Raw genomic sequence first — 17006 nt, 5'->3', positions numbered from 1 at the left:
GTCCGCCGCGCGCATCGCGACATCTGGTGACAGATCGTCACCCCACGCGCCACCCCACATGCCCGGCTGGCGGCGCGACGCAGGAGAATTCAGATGAAGGCCATCGGCTACACCACCTCGCTTCCCATCACCGAGGCGCAGGCACTGTTCGATTTCGAGACCGCCGCCCCGACCCCCGGCCCGCACGACCTGCTGGTGCGGGTGAAGGCGGTGTCGGTGAATCCCGTCGACACCAAGGTGCGCCGGCGCCGCGCGGGCAGCGCGGAGGCGCCGGTCATCCTCGGCTGGGACGCCGCCGGCATCGTCGAGGCCGTCGGCGCCGAGGTGACGCTGTTCCGGCCCGGCAACGCGGTGTTCTACGCTGGCGACCTCAACCGCCCCGGCACCAATGCCGAGCTGCACCTCGTCGATGAGCGCCTCGTCGGGCCGAAGCCTGCCTCGCTCGGCTTCGCCGAGGCCGCCGCCCTGCCGCTCACCGCGCTCACCGCCTGGGAAGGGCTGTTCGACCGGCTGCAAGTGCCGATGGACGGGGGCGAAGGCGCGAGCCTGCTCGTCGTCGGCGCCGCCGGCGGCGTCGGCTCCATGGTGGTGCAGCTCGCCCGCCAGCTCACCCGCCTCACTGTCATCGGCACTGCGTCGCGGCCGGAAAGCCGCGCCTGGGTGGAGCGGCTCGGCGCCCATGCAGTGATCGATCATTCCCGCCCGCTCAGCGAGGAGATCGCCGCCGCGGGTCTCGGGCCGATCGACTACACCTATTCGCTGACCCAGACCGACCGGCACTGGGGCGAGATCGTCAAGGCCGCGCGTCCGCAGGGCCGCATCGCCCTCATCGACGACCCGGCCAGCCTCGACGCGCTGCCGCTCAAGGCCAAGAGCCTGTCGCTGCACTGGGAGCTGATGTTCACCCGCTCGCTGTTCGCCACCCCCGACATGATCCGCCAGCACGAGATCCTTGCCGAGGTGTCGCGCCTCGTCGATGCCGGCACGCTCATCGCCACGGCCGGCGCCGCGTTCGGCACGATCAACGCGGAAAACCTCAAGCGCGCCCATGCGGCCATCGAGAGCGGCAGCACCATCGGCAAGATCGTGCTGGAAGGCTGGGACTGAGGTTCAGTCTCCGCGCGGCACCGCCCCTGCCGGCACGCCCGGCCGGGGGCGGTCGCCGGCGCCGCGGCGATAGCGCAAATCGAGCCAGCGCTCGATGAGGCCATAGCGCCAGCGGCGCAGCAGGCCCCGGCATTTGCGCGGGCGCAGGGTGCGGTAATAGGAGATCGCGGCGCGCCGCCGCCAGAGTTCGGCCTGCCAGGCGCGCGCATCGAACGTCCCCTGCGCGATGCCCAGAAGCAGCGATTCCAGCAGGCCGCTCTCCAGCACATATTCGGTGACGTGGTGGTCGCTGAAATGGCTGTGCAGCGGGACCAGCGTCACCTCGCGGCGCAGCAGCGCCACATGGCGGCGATCCATGTTGAAGGGATCGTAGACGACATAGCAGGTCGCCTGGCTGTGCGGCGCCAGCCGGTCCCAGAACAGGGCCGGCGTCTGCGGCGCCCAGCGCTTCTCCCACCCCGCGCGCGCCGGATCGACGCTCGCCTGCGGGGCGAAGGCGACGATGGTGTCGGGGGCGAGCCAGCCGGAAAAGCGCAGCGCGGCATAGCCCCCCATGCTGGAGCCATAGAGGATCACCCGCGCCCCCGGCGCGATGTCCGCCCGCAGCGCCGCGAGGGCCGGCTGCATCTCCCGGTAGTGGTACCAGTCATTGCCCCGGCACAGCACGTGATAGGCGGTGATGCCGCGCTTGGCGAAGAAGGCTTCGCCAAAGCCGCGCCGGTCCGGGGCGCGCGCCTCCAGCATCGGCTCGAAGGTGACGAAGACCGGGCCGTCGCCGCGCCCCGGCACCTTCACGACCTCAAGATTGTCGGACTGGAACACGACCTGCCGCACCGCGCCGCCCTCAGCGCGCACGGTCGGGGGTCAGCCCCGCCGGCTCGGACCCCCGGCCGCTGCCGAGCCGGCGTTCGAGCAGATGCTCGATCACGAGGTAACGCAGCCGGCGGAAAAGACCCGTGCGCTTGCGCTGGCGGATTTTGGCATAGGTCTCCGACACCTGCCGCCGCTGCCAGATGCGCCGCTCGAAGCCGGTCGCGTCGAAGCAGCCCTCGGCGATGTCCATCACCACCGATTCCAGCAGGCCGCATTCATTGACATAGGCGATGGAGGCATGGCCGCTGAAATAGATGCGCACCAGTTCCAGCGGCGCCTCCCGCCGCATGGCGCGGATATGGCGCCGGTCCTGGTTCAACGGGTCGTAGAAGACGTACTTCACCGCCTCGGCGCGCGGCTTCTGCCGGTCCCAGATGACGGAGCGGCTCTGCGAGCGCCAGCGCCGCTCCCACCACACGCGCCAGCGGTCGATGCTGTATTGCGGCGAGAAGGCGATCACTACATCGGCGCCGAGCGGCGCGGAGAAGCGGTAGGCGGCATAGCCGCCCATGCTCATGCCATAGGAGATGATGCGCGTGCCCGGCGGAACATCGGCCCGCACCCGCGCCAGCGCCTCGGACATTTCCGGATATTGATACCAGCAATTGCCGGAGGGCAGGAAATGATAGGCCGTGTGGGCGCGCTTGGCGAAAAACACCTCGCCGAAGCCCTTGCGGCCCTCGGGCCAATCCGCCCGCATCGATTCGAAGGTGACGAAGACCGTGTCGCCCTGTTCGCCGGGAACCTTGACGACCGTTAGGTTCTCGCTCTCGAAGATGAGCTCACGCACGCCTGCCTCGCTGGGCCGCCAGCAGGGGCCCCTTCATGCGAGGGCAAACTAGCCAGAGGCGCCGCCCGCGGACAATCACAATTTCCGAAGGTTGCGCGATTATGTCTGAGCCCGCCGGCGCGGTGCGGCGTCAGAGGCCGAAGCGATCGATGATGTCGGCGATGAGGCGGCGGTGGAACCGCCGGCGCTTCAGCGCCCGCTTCTCGCGGTAGAGCGGCGAGCGGTCGAGCTGCGCGGCGAGTTCCCGCTGGAAGCCGGCCGCGTCGAAGCGGTTTTCGCCGACGGCGAGCACCGCCTTGGCGAGCAGGCCGCTCTGCATCACGGCGGTGATCGAGCCATGGCCGACATAGGGCACCCGCACCGGCACCACATCGGCCTCGCGCGCATAGAGCCGCACATGCCGGCGGTCGCGGTTGTGCGGGTCGTAGAACAGATAGATCGGCACGCCGCGCGGGGCCATCAAATGCTCCCACAGGATCTGGCGCGGGCGGTCGAACAGCCGATCCCAGCGGCTGTCCCACGGCACTTTCGTCGGATCGATGCTGTATTGCGGCGAGAAGGCGAGGATGCGCGTCACCCCGAGCCGTCCGGCGAAGCGGATGGCGGCATAGGCGCCCATGCTCACGGCATAGGCGACGATCGCGGTGCCGGGGGCGATATCGGCCCGCACCTTGGCCAGCACCTCTTCCATTTCCGGGTACTGGAACCAGAAATTATCGTTGGCGAAGAAGTGGTAGGCGGGAAAGCCATTGTCGCGCAGGAACTTCTCGGCGAAGGCCTGGCGCTCGGGGTTCTTGTCGAGCACATGCGGCTCGAAGGTGACGAACACCACATCGTTGCGGGTGCCGCCGGTGCGGACGACACGCACATTCTCGGTTTCAAGCAGGACATGCCGTGCGGTCTCAGGCTGCGACACGCATCCTCCTCACGAAAACACCGCGGCCCGGAGACCGCGGTGCGTTGCTTTCCGGACGCCCGCCCGCGCGGGGCGGCGCCGGCCTATTCGGCGGCCTCGATCACCGGGCGCACCCGGTTCGAACGTTCCTGCTTCAGCAGCTCGGCGACGAGGAAGGCCATTTCGATGGCCTGCTCGGCATTGAGGCGCGGGTCGCAATAGGTGTGGTAGCGGTCCTTGAGGTCCGCATCCGAGATCGCGCGCGCGCCGCCGGTGCATTCGGTGACGTTCTTGCCGGTCATTTCCAGATGCACGCCGCCGGCGAAGGTGCCTTCGGCCGCGTGGACGGCGAAGAAGTCCTTCACCTCCTTGAGGATCTGGTCGAACGGCCGGGTCTTGTAGCCCGAGCCCGCCTTGATGGTGTTGCCGTGCATCGGGTCGCAGGACCACACCACGGTGCGGCCCTCGCGCTTCACCGCGCGCACCAGAGCCGGCAGGTGGTCGCCCACCTTGTCGGCGCCGAAGCGGGCGATCAGCGTGAGGCGGCCGGCCTCGTTCTGCGGGTTCAGCGTGTCGATGAGCCGGAGCATATCGTCCGGCTTCAGCGACGGGCCGCACTTCAGCCCGAGCGGGTTCTTCACGCCACGGCAATATTCCATATGCGCGTGGTCAGCCTGGCGGGTGCGGTCGCCGATCCAGATCATGTGGCCGGAGGTCGCGTACCAGTCGCCCGTGGTCGAATCCACCCGCGTCAGCGCTTCCTCGAAGCCGAGCAGCAGCGCCTCATGCGAGGTGAAGAACTCGGTCGAGCGCATCTCCGGATGGTGCTCCGGGTCGATGCCGATGGCGCGCATGAAGTCGAGCGCTTCGGTGATGCGGTCGGCGAGCGCCTGGTAGCGGCCGGACTGCGGGCTATCCTTGATGAAGCCGAGCATCCACTGATGCGCGTTGCCGAGGCTGGCATAGCCGCCATTGGCGAAGGCGCGCAGCAGGTTCAGCGTCGCCGCCGACTGGCGGTACGCTTCCAGCTGGCGGCGCGGATCGGGGATGCGCGCTTCCGGCGTGAACTCGATGTCGTTGACGATGTCGCCGCGATAGGAGGGCAGTTCCACCCCGTTCACGGTTTCCATCGGCGCCGAGCGCGGCTTGGCGAACTGGCCGGCAATGCGCCCGACCTTCACCACGGGGGAGGCGCCGGCATAGGTCAGCACCACCGCCATCTGCAGGAAGACGCGGAAGAAATCGCGGATGTTGTCGGCCGAATGCTCGGCGAAGCTCTCGGCGCAGTCGCCGCCCTGCAGCAGGAAGGCCTCGCCATTGGCGACCTTGGCCAGCTCGCGCTTCAGGCGCCGCGCCTCACCGGCGAAAACCAGCGGCGGAAACGAGGCCAGCTGACGCTCCACCGCCGCCAAAGCGGCGGCGTCCGGATATTCCGGCACCTGCTGAACGGGCAGTGCCCTCCAGCTATCCGGCGTCCAGCGATCAGACATGACGGCCTCCACAAGCTCCACACACACCGGGCTCTTCCCGGCGGAAAGGCCGGCCTTATACACCCAAGCCTCGCCGCCGCGCCAGTGCGCCGCCGCAAGGGCAGACATGCCCCCGCGCGCCCTTGCGCATGCCCCTCCCCGTACCGTCGCTTCGCGGCCACCGAAGCCCCCTTCCCTCATGGCCGGGCTTGACCCGGCCACCCAGGCGTCGCGCCGCCCGGCATCGTGGCTGGGTCCCCGGGTCAAGCCCCGGGGATGAGGGGTCGTCAGGAACGCTATTTCTGATCTAAAGCGCCGGTGTCGCCTCGGCGGAGGCTTCAGGCAGCGGGTCGCTGCTCGTGTGCTTGGAGCGCAGCGTCACCAGTTCTTCCGCGCTGGAGGGGTGCAGCGCCATGGTGCGGTCGAAATCGGCCTTGGTGGCGCCGATATTCATCGCGATCGCCGCCATCTGCACCATCTCGCCCGAGCCCTCGCCGATGAGGTGCAGCCCGAGCACCCGGTCGTCGGCCTGGTCGACGACGATCTTCATGAACACGCGCGAGGTGCGGCCCGACAGCGTCGCCTTGAGCGGGCGGAAATCGGTCTTGTAGATGTCGAGCCGCCGGCCCTGCGCCCGCGCCTCGTCCTCCGTCAGCCCCACCGTGCCGATCTCCGGCTCGGTGAACACGGCGGTCGGGATGTTGTCGTAGCTCACCTGCCAGGGCCGCTGGCCGAACACCGTGTCGGCGAAGGCGTGGCCCTCGCGGATGGCGACCGGGGTGAGGTTCACCCGGTTGGTGACATCGCCCACCGCGTAGATGGAGGGGATGTTGGTGCGGGAGTGCTCGTCCACCGCGATGGCGCCGGCCTCGTCGAGATGCACTTCGGCCGCGTCGAGGCCGAGGCCGATCGTGTTCGGCACCCGGCCGATGGCCAGCATCACCTCGTCGGCATAGAGGTCGCGCCCGTCATTCAGCCGCACGCGCTTCTCGCCGCCCTCGGCATAAATGCCCTCGATGGTGACGTTGAAGGCGAATTCCACCCCGGTCTGCGCCATCTCGTCGACGATGCGGTCGCGAATGTCGCCGTCGAAGCCGCGCAGCAGCTTGTCGCCGCGATGGATGACCGTGACCTTGGCGCCGAGCCCGGCGAGCAGGCTGGCGAATTCCAGCGCGATATAGCCCGCGCCCTGAATGACGATGCGTTCGGGGAAACGTTCGAGATGGAAGACCTCGTTGGAGGAGATGCCCAGCTCACAACCGGGGAAATCCAGCCCGCGATTGGGCCGCCCGCCGGTGGCGATGAGGATGGTGCGCGCGCTCACCTCGGTTCCATCGGCGAGGCGCACTTTGTGCGGGCCGGCAAGGCTCGCCCGCTGGCGCACGATCTCGACGCCGGAACGGCCGAGATTGGCGGTATAGGCGCCTTCCAGCCGGGCGATTTCCTTGTCCTTGTTGGCGATCAGCGTCGGCCAGTCGAAGCGCGCGCCCTCCACGCTCCAGCCGAAGCCGGCGGCGTCCTCGAATTCATGGGCGAAGCGGGCGGCGTAGACGAACAGCTTCTTGGGCACGCAGCCACGGATGACGCAGGTGCCGCCGAGCCGGTATTCCTCCGCTAGCATCACCTTGGCCCCGTGGCCTGCCGCGATGCGGGCGGCGCGCACGCCGCCGGAGCCGCCGCCGATGACGAAAAGGTCGACGTCGAACTGGTCCATGTGAGGCTCCCCGCGCTGCGCTGTCTCTCGCATGTCGCCCCGCGCGCCGCCTCCGTCAAGCATCGGCATGGCTCCCGTGCGAATTCGTGGGGGCGAGGGCAACTCATACTTGCGGGGAACTCGACAGCGAGGGCCCGGCGGCCTTAGCTTCCCTTAGTGCGTCCAAAGCGTCGGCCAGCGTCCAACGTGCCGTCGCCCAGTCCTCGGAGGAAACCATGAAGCATCTGTTTCGCGGGGCGCTGCTCGCCGCCGCCGTCGCTGCCGCGCCTTTCGGTGCGGCCTATGCCGAGATCAACGAGCTGAAGATCATCGCCCCCGCCGCGCCCGGCGGCGGCTGGGACCAGACGGCGCGGTCGATCCAGCATGTGCTGCAGACCGACAAGCTGGTTCAGAACGTCCAGGTGCTGAACGTGCCCGGCGCCGGCGGCACCATCGGCCTCGCCCAGTTCGTCAATGGCAGCAAGGGCGATCCGAATGTGATGATCGTCGGCGGCTATGTCATGGTCGGCGCCATCATCACCAACAAGTCGCCGGTGAACCTGTCCATGGTCACCCCCATCGCCCGCCTCACCGGCGAGTATGAGGCCATCGCGGTGCCGGCGAATTCGCCGCTGAAGTCGCTGGCCGATCTGGTCGCGGCGCTGAAGGCGGACCCGCAGAAAGTGTCCTGGGCCGGCGGCTCGGCCGGCGGCACCGACCACATCACCGCCGGGCTGTTCACCAAGGCGATCGGCGTCGATCCGCGCAAGGTGAACTACATCGCCTTCTCCGGCGGCGGCGAATCGCTCGCCTCCATCCTCGGCGGCAAGGTCACGGTCGGTATTTCCAGCCTGTCGGAGTTCGACGCGCAGGCCAAGGCCGGCAAGCTGCGCATCCTCGGCGTGTCCAGCGCCGCCCGCCTGCCGGAAGCCCCCGATGTGCCGACCTTCAAGGAATCGGGCGTCGACGTGGAAATCCAGAACTGGCGCATGATCGCCGCTGCCCCGGGCATCACGGCGGAGCAGAAGCAGGCGCTGAGCGCCACCATCGAGAAGATGGTGAAGTCCAAGGCGTGGACCGACATGCTGGCGCAGAAGGGCTGGGCCAACACCTATCTCTCGGGTGAGGCCTTCGACGCCCAGCTCGCCAAGGACATCGCCGCCACCCAGACCATCCTGAAGGACATCGGCCTCGCCCAGTAAGGCGCGCGCCGTCCGCAGCTGTCCCCGCTCCCTCGCGGCATGCCGCGGGGGAGCCTTTTCGTTCCGCCCCACCCCGGAGCCTCGCCGATGAGCGATCCCCGCCCCGCCTCCACCCACGGCCCCGACAAGGCCCGCTTCGTCATCGCCTTCGCCCTCGCCGTGCTGTCCCTCGTGATCGGCTGGGATGCGTGGCGGCTCTCCGGGATCAACTCCTATTCGGCCGTCGGGCCGGAAGTGTTCCCCGCGCTCATTTCCGCTGGCCTCGCTCTGCTGGCGCTGGCCAATGCGGTCGAAGCCGTGCGCGAGGGCGCGCAGGACCGCCCGCGCGACGAGATCGGCCCCATGGCCTGGGTGCTGGCCGGGCTGATCGGCCAGATCGCGCTGCTGGCCTTCGGCGCCGGCTTCGCCCTCGCCACCGGCTGGCTGTTCGCCGCCACCGCCAAGGGCTTCGGCAAGGGCCCGCTCTGGGGCCATTTCCTCGCCGGGGCGGCGATGTGCTTCCTCATCTATGTGGTGTTCGCCAAGGGGCTGCAGCTGGCCCTGCCGGCCGGCCCCCTCGAACGGCTGATCTGAGGGCGCCGCCATGGATACGTTCGCCGCTCTCAGCCAGGGCCTGATGGTCGCCCTGCAGCCGATGAACCTGCTGTTCGCCTTCGTCGGCGTCATGCTCGGCACCGCGGTCGGCGTGCTGCCGGGCATCGGCCCGGCGCTCACCGTCGCGCTGCTGCTGCCGATCACCTTCAAGCTCGACCCGGCCGGCTCGCTCATCATGTTCGCCGGCATCTATTATGGCGGCATGTATGGCGGCTCCACCGCCTCCATCCTGCTGAACACGCCGGGAGAAAGCTCCTCCATCGTCACCGCGCTGGAAGGCAACAAGATGGCCCGCGCCGGGCGCGGCGGGCCGGCGCTCGCCACCGCCGCCATCGGCTCCTTCGTCGCCGGCACCATCGCCACCATCGGGCTGGCGCTGGTGGCGCCGACCGTGGTCGACCTCGCCATCTCCTTCGGCCCGGAAGACTATTTCGCGCTGATGGTGCTGGCCTTCACCACCGTGTCGGCGGCGTTCGGCTCCTCGGTCACGCGCGGCCTCACCAGCCTGTTCATCGGCCTCGCCCTCGGCCTCATCGGCATCGACCTGCAGAGCGGGCAGGCGCGGCTGTCGTTCAGCGTGCCGGACCTGCTCGACGGCGTCGAGGTGACGACGCTCGCCGTCGCGCTGTTCGCCATCGGCGAAACGCTCTCCGTGGTGGCGGCGGGCGCGCGGGCGGACGAGGTCATCGAACCGGTGAAGGGCTCGGTGTTCATGAACAAGGAGGACTGGAAACGCTCCTGGAAGCCCTGGCTGCGCGGCACGTTTCTGGGCTTCCCCATCGGCGCCATGCCGGCGGGCGGAGCGGAAATCCCCACCTTCCTGTCCTATGCGCTGGAAAAGCGGCTGTGCCGCAAGCCGGACGAGTTCGGCAACGGCGCCATCGAGGGCGTCGCCGGGCCGGAGGCGGCGAATAATGCGGCAGCGGCCGGCGTGCTGGTGCCCCTCCTCACCCTCGGCCTGCCGACCTCGGCGACGGCGGCCATCATGCTCGCCGGCTTCCAGCAATATGGCATGAACCCCGGCCCGCTGCTGTTCGCCACCAACCCGGACCTCGTCTGGGGCCTCATCGCCAGCCTGTTCATCGCCAATGGCATGCTCTTGGTGCTGAACCTGCCGCTGGTCGGGCTGTGGGTGCGCCTGCTCGCCATTCCGCGCCCGTGGCTCTATGGCGGCATTCTGGTGTTCGCCACGCTCGGCACGCTGGGGGCGAACCCCTCGCTGGTCGAACTCGGCATGCTGCTGGCCTTCGGCCTGCTGGGCTATGTGCTGCGGCGCTACGACTACCCCATCGCACCGGTCGTGGTCGGGCTCATCCTCGGCCCGCTCGCCGAGCAGCAGCTGCGCCGGGCGCTCGCCATCAGCGTCGGCGATCCCGTGGTGCTGTTCCAGAGCCCGGTGGCGCTGACGCTCTATGCGCTGTCCGCCCTCGCTCTGTTCGGGCCGCTGCTGTTCTACGTCATCACCGGCCGCAAGGCGCCGGTCGGCGGCGACGAGGACTGAGCGCGCCGACCTCCAGACACAAAAATGCCCGGCGCGAGCCGGGCATTTTCATTTCGGGAAAGCGCTTCGGCCTCAGATGGTGAAGCCGCGCTTCTTCATCTCCTCGCGCACGCGGACTTCCATCTCGCGGGCGAACTGGGCGCTCCAGGCCTGGATGCTGCTGAAGCCGACCTTGAGCAGTTCCTCGCGCTTGGTCACCAGCTTCTTGCCGGCTTCCGAGCGGTAGAAGGCCAGCAGCTCGCGCAGCTCCTGTGTGGTGAACTCGGTGGCGTAGATGGTGGCGAGGATCTGCACGATCTCGGTGCGGCGGCTCTCATACTGCGCCGAGAGCTGCTTGGCGACTTCGCGCAGGTCGCGAATCAGGTCCGGATTGGACTGCACGAAGCCGGCCGCCGTCTGCTCCACCACATTGGGGATCACGGCATCGAAGCTGCTGGCCTCGCCATTGGCCACCAGCAGCTCATTGGCGAGCTTAAGCTGCTCGGCGCTGGGCTGCGGCGGCTTGGCGGCCGCGGCCGGCGCGGTTGCCGCCTGGGCGAGCTGGAACGGGGCGGTGTCCTGCGCCAGCGCCGGGGTGCCGGCGACGAACAGGGCGACGCCTATCGCGGCGGCGGCCAGCGGCGTGGCACGCAGGGCGACACGCGGTGCGGCAATATCAAGCTGCATGAAAGTCTCCTGACGAACTGCTCACGCGCGGTCGATGACCGTCACGCCGCCGGCGCCCGCGAGAATGACGCGGCTCGCCAGATTGATGAAGAGGCCGTGCTCGACCACGCCCGGCACATTGGAGAGCTCGGCGGCAAGCGCGGTCGGGTTGGTGATGCTGCCATAGGCGGCATCGAGGATCAGGTGTCCCTGATCGGTGACGAAAACATGGCCGTCGGCGCGGCGACGCAGCGTCAGCAGGCCATGACAGCCCGCCGCGCGGGCGGCGCGGTCGATGCCGCGGCGGATGGCGGCGACGCCGAAATCCACCACCTCGATCGGCAGCGGGAAGGTGCCGAGCACCTCCACCTTCTTCGAGCCGTCGGCGATGACGATCATCTGCTTGGCGGCCGAGGCGACGATCTTCTCGCGCAGCAGGGCGCCGCCGCCGCCCTTGATCAGCGTCAGGTCCGGGCCGATCTCGTCGGCGCCGTCGATGCACAGGTCGAGCACGGGGTGCTCGTCGAGCGTGCCGAGGGGAACGCCGAGTTCCTCCGCCTGGGCGCGGGTGGCCTCGGAGGTCGGCACGCCGACCACTTCCAGCCCCTCCTTCACCCGCAGCGCCAGCAGATCGACCAGATGCCGGGCGGTCGAGCCGGTGCCGAGGCCGAGCTTCATGCCCGAGCGCACATATTCCAGCGCCTGCGCGGCGGCCTGTCTCTTCAGCGTCTCTGCGTCGGACATGATCGTCCCCGGGGCCCCTGTTTTTAGGACTTCTCGATCGTCAGCTCGTGCGTAGCGCCGTTGGCGCGCGCCGACAAGCCCGCCGGCCGCGCCTCCCCGGCGATCATTGGCTGGAAGGCGGCGTACACACCACAGCCGGCTCGACGCCGCCGCCGTCCTTGGGCATGTCGCGGACATAGCAGACGCTCATCTGCCCGGTCGTCGCATTGACCCGGAAGATGCCGGTCTCGCCGGAATAGCGGGTGGACATGATGTCGTAGCGCCCCGGTGTCGTGCCCTGGGCGCTGGCATCGCGGTGGAAGCAGCGGGTAACGCCGACGAGGCTGCCCTCGGGGCGCTCGAACTGGCAGGCATTCACCTCGCCGGTGCGCACATTCACGGAATAGAGCCGGTTGGCCTGCGCCGCCGGGGGAGACGCGAAGACATAGCCGACACCCTCGCCGGGGGCGCCTGTGGCCTCGGCCCCGCCGTCCGGCTTGCCCTCCTGCGCCAGCGCGCCCCCGGCCGCCAGCACGGCCAGCCCGAAGACGGCCGCCGCGATTGCCCTGTGCCCGTTCTGCATCGTCATCCTCATAGCCGGATCATCCTGCGTCTTTCTCGTCCACCGCCGCCGCAGCCTCGCCCGCGTGCGCCCGATGGACGCGGAAGGCTGGACAGCAAAAGCGGCAGGATTGTAGGCCTAGAGCGGCACGCCCGTCTCGCGGCGGCGGGTCGCCGCCCTTTTCCCGTCACCCTCCACGGAAAAATCGCCATGCCCTCCACGCCCCCTGCCGTGATCGCCTTCGACCTCGACGGCACGCTCGTCGACACCGCCCCGGACCTGCTCGACACGCTCGACATCGTGCTCGACGAGGCCGGCGCCGCGCGCCTGCCGCGCGAGGACACCCGCAAGATGATCGGCGCCGGCGCCAAGGCGCTGGTCAATCGCGGCCTCACCGCCGCCGGCCTCACCGTCACCCCGCCGGAATTCGACGCGCTCTATGCGCGCTTCCTCGACCATTACGCCGCCCACATCGCCGATTCGTCGACGCCCTTCCCCGGCCTGATCGCGGCGCTGGACGAACTGTCGGCGCGCGGCCATGTGCTGGCGGTGTGCACCAACAAGCTGGAATATCTGTCCCGCCTGCTGCTCGACCGGCTGGAACTCTCCGACCGCTTCGCCGTCATCGCCGGCTCCGACACGTTTCCGGTGTACAAGCCCGATGCCGGCCATCTGCTCGGCACCATCGAGCGCGCCGGCGGCGTGCCGACCCGCGCCATCATGGTCGGCGACAGCATGACCGACGTGCTCACCGCCAAGAATGCCCGCATTCCCTCCATCGTCGTGCCGTTCGGCTACACCGAGATTCCGGCCGAGGAACTGGGCGGCGACGTGTTCATCGACCATTACGACCGGCTGGTGGAGACGGTGGAGCAGCTACTCTCCCGTGGGTAGCTGCGCGCGGCGCTTGACACCCGGGGCGTGGACACACTAAACCCCGCCGCGATGGCGCTGGCCCGGAAGCTTTACCGGGCCAACGGGCGATTAGCTCAGCGGGAGAGCACTCCCTTCACACGGGAGGGGTCGCAGGTTCAATCCCTGCATCGCCCACCATCATCGCTTCCCTCCTATCACCGCTCCCATGGGAGACGGCAGGCCGGGAGCCGGCCAGCGGGGCCGCCATGTGCAACCTCTACAGCCACCACTCCAATCTCCACGCCATTGCCGATCTCGTCGGCACGCTGCGCAATCTCGCCGGCAATCTGCCGCCGCAGACCGGCATCTTCCCCGACTACCCCGCCCCCATCGTCCGCACCGGCGACGACGGCGCGCGCGAATTGGCGCTGGCGCGCTGGGGCATGCCCTCGCCGCCCTCCGTCGCCGGGCCGCCGGTGACGAACATCCGCAACCTTGCCTCGCCGCACTGGCGGGCGTGGAGCGGGCCGGCGCATCGCTGCCTCGTGCCCTTCACCAGCTTTTCCGAATATGCGCCGGTGCCGAACCCGGCCACCGGCCGCAAGGATGTGGTGTGGTTCGCGCGGGATAAGAGCCGCCCCCTCGCCTTCTTCGCCGGGCTGTGGACGCGCTGGACCGGCACGCGCGGCACCAAGGCCGCGCCGGTGGAAGGGCAGCACGAGCTGTTCGGCTTTCTCACCTGCGAACCGAATGGGGTCGTCGCCCCCATTCACCCCAAAGCGATGCCGGTGATTCTCACCACCGCCGAGGAGCGGGAGATTTGGCTGCGCGCGCCCTGGAGCGAGGCGAAGGCGCTGCAGCGCCCGCTCGCCGACGCGCTTCTCGTCATCGTCGCGCGCGGAACGGCCAAGGAAGACCCGCCAGACGCGACGGGCGGGGCGGAGGCGAAGCCGGAGGCTCAGGCACAGACGCAGGCTCAGGCGGAGGCGGGGCCGGGGCCGGGGCCGGGGCCGGCGCAGCTTTCGCTTCTGTAAAGGCGGGCCCCTCCATCAGCCGCGCATGGCGGGCGATGGCGGCGGCGAAGGCGGCCTCGCGCAACGCCTCGACGGCCGCCGGCGCCAGGTGCTGGCCGACCACATAGCGCCACAGCGCATCATCGAGCCGCGAACGCTGCGCCAGCGCCGTCATCGCCTCGGGCGTGAACATGCGCTCCAGCGGCGCGCACAGCTCGGCTGGGACCGGCATGGTCTCGTTCACGCGCTGAAGACGGAAGTCGCCGCCGATCCACTGCGCCAGCCGCGATTCGAAAAGCGGATTTTCGATGTAGTCGACGAAGTCGAAGCCATCGAGCACCTTGATCGCCAGAGCGAGCAGCTCGGCGTCGTCGCTTTCGTCGATGAACGCTTCGTCCCGAATCAGCGGATGCGGCCAGAGCAGCATGCGCAGCCCGACATTGTCGACCGGCCCGGCGAGCAGGGGATCCGTCAGGAAATCCACGAGGGTGCCGGTGGCCTTGGCCACATAGCTCTCCCATCCACCCCAGCCCGGAGCGTGGCCGGGGGACGCGCAGCGCCAATAGGTCCAATGGGAAAGCAGGCGCGCGCGCGCCTCGCGCAGAACGGTGATGTGCGGCGCGCCGGGATAACGCGCGCGGGTCGTGCTCGGGGCGTAATGGCCGCACACGATATCCGGTGCGGCCGGCAGTTCCTCGGGCGCGAGGGCCACGATCGCCCGCACCTGCGGCTCGAACGCGTCGAAGCCCCGAAAGCCGCCGAACAGGGAGCGGTCGAAGCCGGCCATCACGTGCTCCGCCTGGGTGGCGGTAATCAGCGAATAGCGCAGCGCCGTTCCCGCCGATTTGGGAATGTGAGTGAGGACCAGTCTGGGTCCCGGCCCCGGCTTCAGCATGGCCACGCTTGGTACATCCTCAATCGGCCTCCGCAGGAGAATCGGAAGCATCCCGGCACCGTAGCAACGTGGGTGATGTGCGACCACCCCGGCTCCGCCCCGCACAATCCGTATGGCCAGCGGGCCTCGGCTTGGCGTAAACGAGGCTGCTCCGGCGCCACCTTTCTGTCCGCTCCAAGGTCATCAGCTTCCCGTGCATCACCCCCTGCGCTATCGCGCCCATATCGACGGCTTGCGGGCCATCGCCGTGCTCGGCGTGGTGCTGTTCCATTTCGGCGCGCACTGGCTGCCGGGCGGCTTCATCGGCGTCGATGTGTTCTTCGTCATTTCGGGCTTCCTCATCGCCAAGTCGCTTTATGCCGATGTGGATGCCGGCAGCTTCTCGATTCTCGGCTTCTATGAGCGCCGGATGCGGCGCATCGCGCCGGCCTTCTTCGCGGTGACGGCGGTCACCAGCCTGTGCGCCTTCCTGATCTTCTTCCCCAATCCGCTGATGACCTATGGCCGCTCGCTCATCTGGGCGGTGCTGGCCTTCGGCAATGTCTATTTCTACCTGCGCACCGATTATTTCGGGCCGTCGGCGGAAGAGACGCCGCTGCTGCATTACTGGTCGCTGGGGGTGGAGGAGCAGTTCTATTTCCTGTTCCCCGGCCTGCTGCTGCTCATCGCCCGCTTCGCGCCGAAAGCGCGGGCGAAGCTGGTGCTCGGCCTGCTCGCGGTCTCGCTCATCGCCTGCGAGATCGTCCGCCCGTTCAACCCGGCGGCGGCGTTCTATCTGCTGCCCTTCCGCGCCTTCGAGCTGCTGATCGGCGCTGCGCTTGCCCTGCCGGGGGTGCGCTTTGCCGAAAGCGCGAAGGCCGGCGGCGCGGCGATGGGGGCGGGGCTCGCCCTCATCCTCGCCGGCATGCTGCTCATCACCGAGCGCGCGCCCTTCCCCGGCGTGCTGGCGCTGGTGCCCTGCCTTGGCGCGGCGCTCGCCATCTGGGGCGGCGAGCGGGCCATGAACCTGCCGGCGCGGCTTCTGGGGGTGGGGCCGCTCGTCTTCTTCGGCGCCATCTCCTATTCGCTCTATCTCGTCCACTGGCCGATCGTGGTCTTTGCCCGCCCGCTGCTGCCGAACCTGCCGGCGCCGGCCTTTCTCATCGGCGGGGTCGCCCTCTCCACCCTGCTCGGCTGGCTGTCCTGGCGCTTCGTGGAACAGCCGGTGCGGCAGAACCGGGCGCGGTTCTCCCGCCGGTGGGTATTCGGCGGCACGGCGGTCGGCGCGGCGCTGCTCATCGCCTTCGGCACGGCGGCGTCCGACACGCGCGGCTTTCCCGGCCGCCTGGCGCCGGAGATCCAGCGCGTGCTCAGCTATACGCGTTACCCCTTCCGCGAGGTGGTGCGCGACGGCACCTGCTTCATCAACGGCAACCGCCCACGCGAGGCGCCGGCACCGGAATGCCTGCCGCAGACGCATCCGAGCCTCGTGCTGTGGGGCAGCAGCCATGTGGCCCAGTTCATCGGCGCGCTAGAACCCATCGGCAAGGCGCATGGCTATGCCGTCGGCCAGATGACCGGCGCCGCCTGCCTGCCGCTGGTCGAGGCGCCGTCCAGCCCGATGTGCGACAAGCTGAACCGCTTCGCCTTCGACTGGCTGCTGGCGCACAAGCCTAACATCCTGGTGATCGGCGGCGACACGCTGGTCTCCGAGGACCATTTCCGCCTGCTCGACGCCCAGCTCGCGCAACTGCACGCCGCCGGCATCCGCGTCATCCTGCTCGGCCCGGTGCCGCAGTTCGGGCGCCCCGCGCCGGAAATTCTCGCCGAGCGCATGTACCGCAACGAGCCGAGCCGCATGGCCGATGACGATCTCACCGAGGGCACGCGCCGTGCCGACCGGCTGATGGCCGCGCATTTCGCCGGCAATCCCAACGTCACCTTCGTGTCGATCCTCAACAGCATGTGCCCGGAGGGGAACTGCCCGATGACGGTCGACGGCGTGCCGCTGCAATTCGACCCGTCGCATTTCACCCGCGCGGGCGTCGCCTATTACGGCGACCGGCTCGGTGCGCTGATCTTCGGCGAGATCTCGGCGGGCGCGCCCGCGCCTACTACCGCGCCGCCCGCGCCGTGAACCCGCCCTAACGCAGCGCCATGGCCCGGCCGCCACATCCAAGCCAAGATCGACGGTCGGCACCGCGCACGGG

15 protein-coding genes and 1 tRNA gene are annotated in these 17006 nt (G+C 69.1%); 8 read left to right on the top strand and 8 right to left on the bottom strand.

Features of this window, described 5'->3' with window-relative positions; genetic code table 11:
• Positions 1–93 precede the first annotated feature (93 nt).
• Positions 94–1107, top strand: coding sequence for a zinc-binding alcohol dehydrogenase family protein (locus ACO07Z_RS02055; RefSeq protein ID WP_421697186.1), 1014 nt, complete (start codon positions 94–96; stop codon positions 1105–1107).
• A gap of 3 nt (positions 1108–1110) precedes the next feature.
• Here the strand turns inward: ACO07Z_RS02055 and ACO07Z_RS02050 are convergent, their stop codons facing one another.
• From ACO07Z_RS02050 to gor, 5 genes are all read right to left on the bottom strand, one after another.
• Positions 1111–1962: an alpha/beta hydrolase gene (locus ACO07Z_RS02050; RefSeq protein ID WP_421697185.1), complete on the bottom strand. Its 852-nt coding sequence runs from the start codon at positions 1960–1962 to the stop codon at positions 1111–1113.
• Positions 1952–2770: an alpha/beta hydrolase gene (locus ACO07Z_RS02045; protein ID WP_421697184.1), complete on the bottom strand. Its 819-nt coding sequence runs from the start codon at positions 2768–2770 to the stop codon at positions 1952–1954. The genes ACO07Z_RS02050 and ACO07Z_RS02045 overlap by 11 nt, the downstream gene beginning before the upstream one ends.
• Before the next feature lie 130 nt (positions 2771–2900).
• Positions 2901–3686 carry an alpha/beta hydrolase gene (locus tag ACO07Z_RS02040; protein ID WP_421697183.1) on the bottom strand — a complete coding sequence of 262 codons (786 nt, stop codon included), beginning with the start codon at positions 3684–3686 and terminating at the stop codon, positions 2901–2903.
• An 83-nt stretch (positions 3687–3769) separates the two neighbouring features.
• Positions 3770–5155, bottom strand: a complete 1386-nt coding sequence (locus ACO07Z_RS02035; RefSeq protein WP_421697182.1) for a class II 3-deoxy-7-phosphoheptulonate synthase — start codon at positions 5153–5155, stop codon at positions 3770–3772.
• Between the two features lie 286 nt (positions 5156–5441).
• Positions 5442–6848, bottom strand: a complete 1407-nt coding sequence (gene gor, locus ACO07Z_RS02030) for a glutathione-disulfide reductase (RefSeq protein WP_421697181.1) — start codon at positions 6846–6848, stop codon at positions 5442–5444.
• A gap of 215 nt (positions 6849–7063) precedes the next feature.
• Between gor and ACO07Z_RS02025 the strand changes: the two genes are divergently transcribed.
• The 3 genes from ACO07Z_RS02025 to ACO07Z_RS02015 all read left to right on the top strand — a co-directional run bounded on the left by ACO07Z_RS02025 (position 7064) and on the right by ACO07Z_RS02015 (position 10124).
• Positions 7064–8029, top strand: coding sequence for a Bug family tripartite tricarboxylate transporter substrate binding protein (locus ACO07Z_RS02025; protein ID WP_421697180.1), 966 nt, complete (start codon positions 7064–7066; stop codon positions 8027–8029).
• 87 nt (positions 8030–8116) lie between these two features.
• Entirely contained in the window at positions 8117–8602 is a 486-nt protein-coding gene (locus tag ACO07Z_RS02020) for a tripartite tricarboxylate transporter TctB family protein (RefSeq protein WP_421697179.1), read from the top strand.
• A gap of 10 nt (positions 8603–8612) precedes the next feature.
• Entirely contained in the window at positions 8613–10124 is a 1512-nt protein-coding gene (locus ACO07Z_RS02015) for a tripartite tricarboxylate transporter permease (RefSeq protein ID WP_421697178.1), read from the top strand.
• A 72-nt stretch (positions 10125–10196) separates the two neighbouring features.
• On the opposite strand, the gene ACO07Z_RS02010 is transcribed toward ACO07Z_RS02015, so the two are convergent.
• The 3 genes from ACO07Z_RS02010 to ACO07Z_RS02000 form a co-directional block, all read right to left on the bottom strand.
• Positions 10197–10790, bottom strand: coding sequence for a DUF2059 domain-containing protein (locus tag ACO07Z_RS02010; protein WP_421697177.1), 594 nt, complete (start codon positions 10788–10790; stop codon positions 10197–10199).
• 21 nt (positions 10791–10811) lie between these two features.
• A complete protein-coding gene (rpiA, locus tag ACO07Z_RS02005; protein ID WP_421697176.1) occupies positions 10812–11513 on the bottom strand; it encodes a ribose-5-phosphate isomerase RpiA in 702 nt (233 codons plus the stop codon).
• A gap of 103 nt (positions 11514–11616) precedes the next feature.
• Positions 11617–12087: a hypothetical protein gene (locus ACO07Z_RS02000; RefSeq protein ID WP_421697175.1), complete on the bottom strand. Its 471-nt coding sequence runs from the start codon at positions 12085–12087 to the stop codon at positions 11617–11619.
• A 177-nt stretch (positions 12088–12264) separates the two neighbouring features.
• Between ACO07Z_RS02000 and ACO07Z_RS01995 the strand changes: the two genes are divergently transcribed.
• The 4 genes from ACO07Z_RS01995 to ACO07Z_RS01980 all read left to right on the top strand — a co-directional run bounded on the left by ACO07Z_RS01995 (position 12265) and on the right by ACO07Z_RS01980 (position 16933).
• The gene (locus tag ACO07Z_RS01995; RefSeq protein ID WP_421697174.1) at positions 12265–12948 is read left to right on the top strand and encodes an HAD-IA family hydrolase; all 684 of its coding nucleotides are present in this window, start codon (positions 12265–12267) and stop codon (positions 12946–12948) included.
• 84 nt (positions 12949–13032) lie between these two features.
• Positions 13033–13107, top strand: a tRNA-Val gene (locus ACO07Z_RS01990).
• Between the two features lie 68 nt (positions 13108–13175).
• Entirely contained in the window at positions 13176–13943 is a 768-nt protein-coding gene (locus tag ACO07Z_RS01985) for an SOS response-associated peptidase (RefSeq protein ID WP_421697173.1), read from the top strand.
• A gap of 1067 nt (positions 13944–15010) precedes the next feature.
• Positions 15011–16933, top strand: coding sequence for an acyltransferase family protein (locus tag ACO07Z_RS01980; protein WP_421697172.1), 1923 nt, complete (start codon positions 15011–15013; stop codon positions 16931–16933).
• Positions 16934–17006: the final 73 nt, after the last annotated feature.

The organism is Ancylobacter sp., assembly GCF_965229075.1.
Taxonomy (GTDB): domain Bacteria; phylum Pseudomonadota; class Alphaproteobacteria; order Rhizobiales; family Xanthobacteraceae; genus Ancylobacter.
This window is presented reverse-complemented; position numbering and strand designations above follow the sequence as displayed.

Excerpts from the sequence above, each read along its gene's own strand:
- ACO07Z_RS02035 (WP_421697182.1), bottom strand. The coding sequence starts at position 5,155 with ATGTCTGATCGCTGGACGCCGGATAGCTGGAGGGCACTGCCCGTTCAG.
- rpiA (WP_421697176.1), bottom strand. The coding sequence starts at position 11,513 with ATGTCCGACGCAGAGACGCTGAAGAGACAGGCCGCCGCGCAGGCGCTG.
- ACO07Z_RS02025 (WP_421697180.1), top strand. The coding sequence starts at position 7,064 with ATGAAGCATCTGTTTCGCGGGGCGCTGCTCGCCGCCGCCGTCGCTGCC.
- ACO07Z_RS02055 (WP_421697186.1), top strand. The coding sequence starts at position 94 with ATGAAGGCCATCGGCTACACCACCTCGCTTCCCATCACCGAGGCGCAG.
- ACO07Z_RS02015 (WP_421697178.1), top strand. The coding sequence starts at position 8,613 with ATGGATACGTTCGCCGCTCTCAGCCAGGGCCTGATGGTCGCCCTGCAG.
- ACO07Z_RS01985 (WP_421697173.1), top strand. The coding sequence starts at position 13,176 with ATGTGCAACCTCTACAGCCACCACTCCAATCTCCACGCCATTGCCGAT.
- ACO07Z_RS02020 (WP_421697179.1), top strand. The coding sequence starts at position 8,117 with ATGAGCGATCCCCGCCCCGCCTCCACCCACGGCCCCGACAAGGCCCGC.
- ACO07Z_RS02010 (WP_421697177.1), bottom strand. The coding sequence starts at position 10,790 with ATGCAGCTTGATATTGCCGCACCGCGTGTCGCCCTGCGTGCCACGCCG.
- ACO07Z_RS02000 (WP_421697175.1), bottom strand. The coding sequence starts at position 12,087 with ATGAGGATGACGATGCAGAACGGGCACAGGGCAATCGCGGCGGCCGTC.
- gor (WP_421697181.1), bottom strand. The coding sequence starts at position 6,848 with ATGGACCAGTTCGACGTCGACCTTTTCGTCATCGGCGGCGGCTCCGGC.
- ACO07Z_RS01995 (WP_421697174.1), top strand. The coding sequence starts at position 12,265 with ATGCCCTCCACGCCCCCTGCCGTGATCGCCTTCGACCTCGACGGCACG.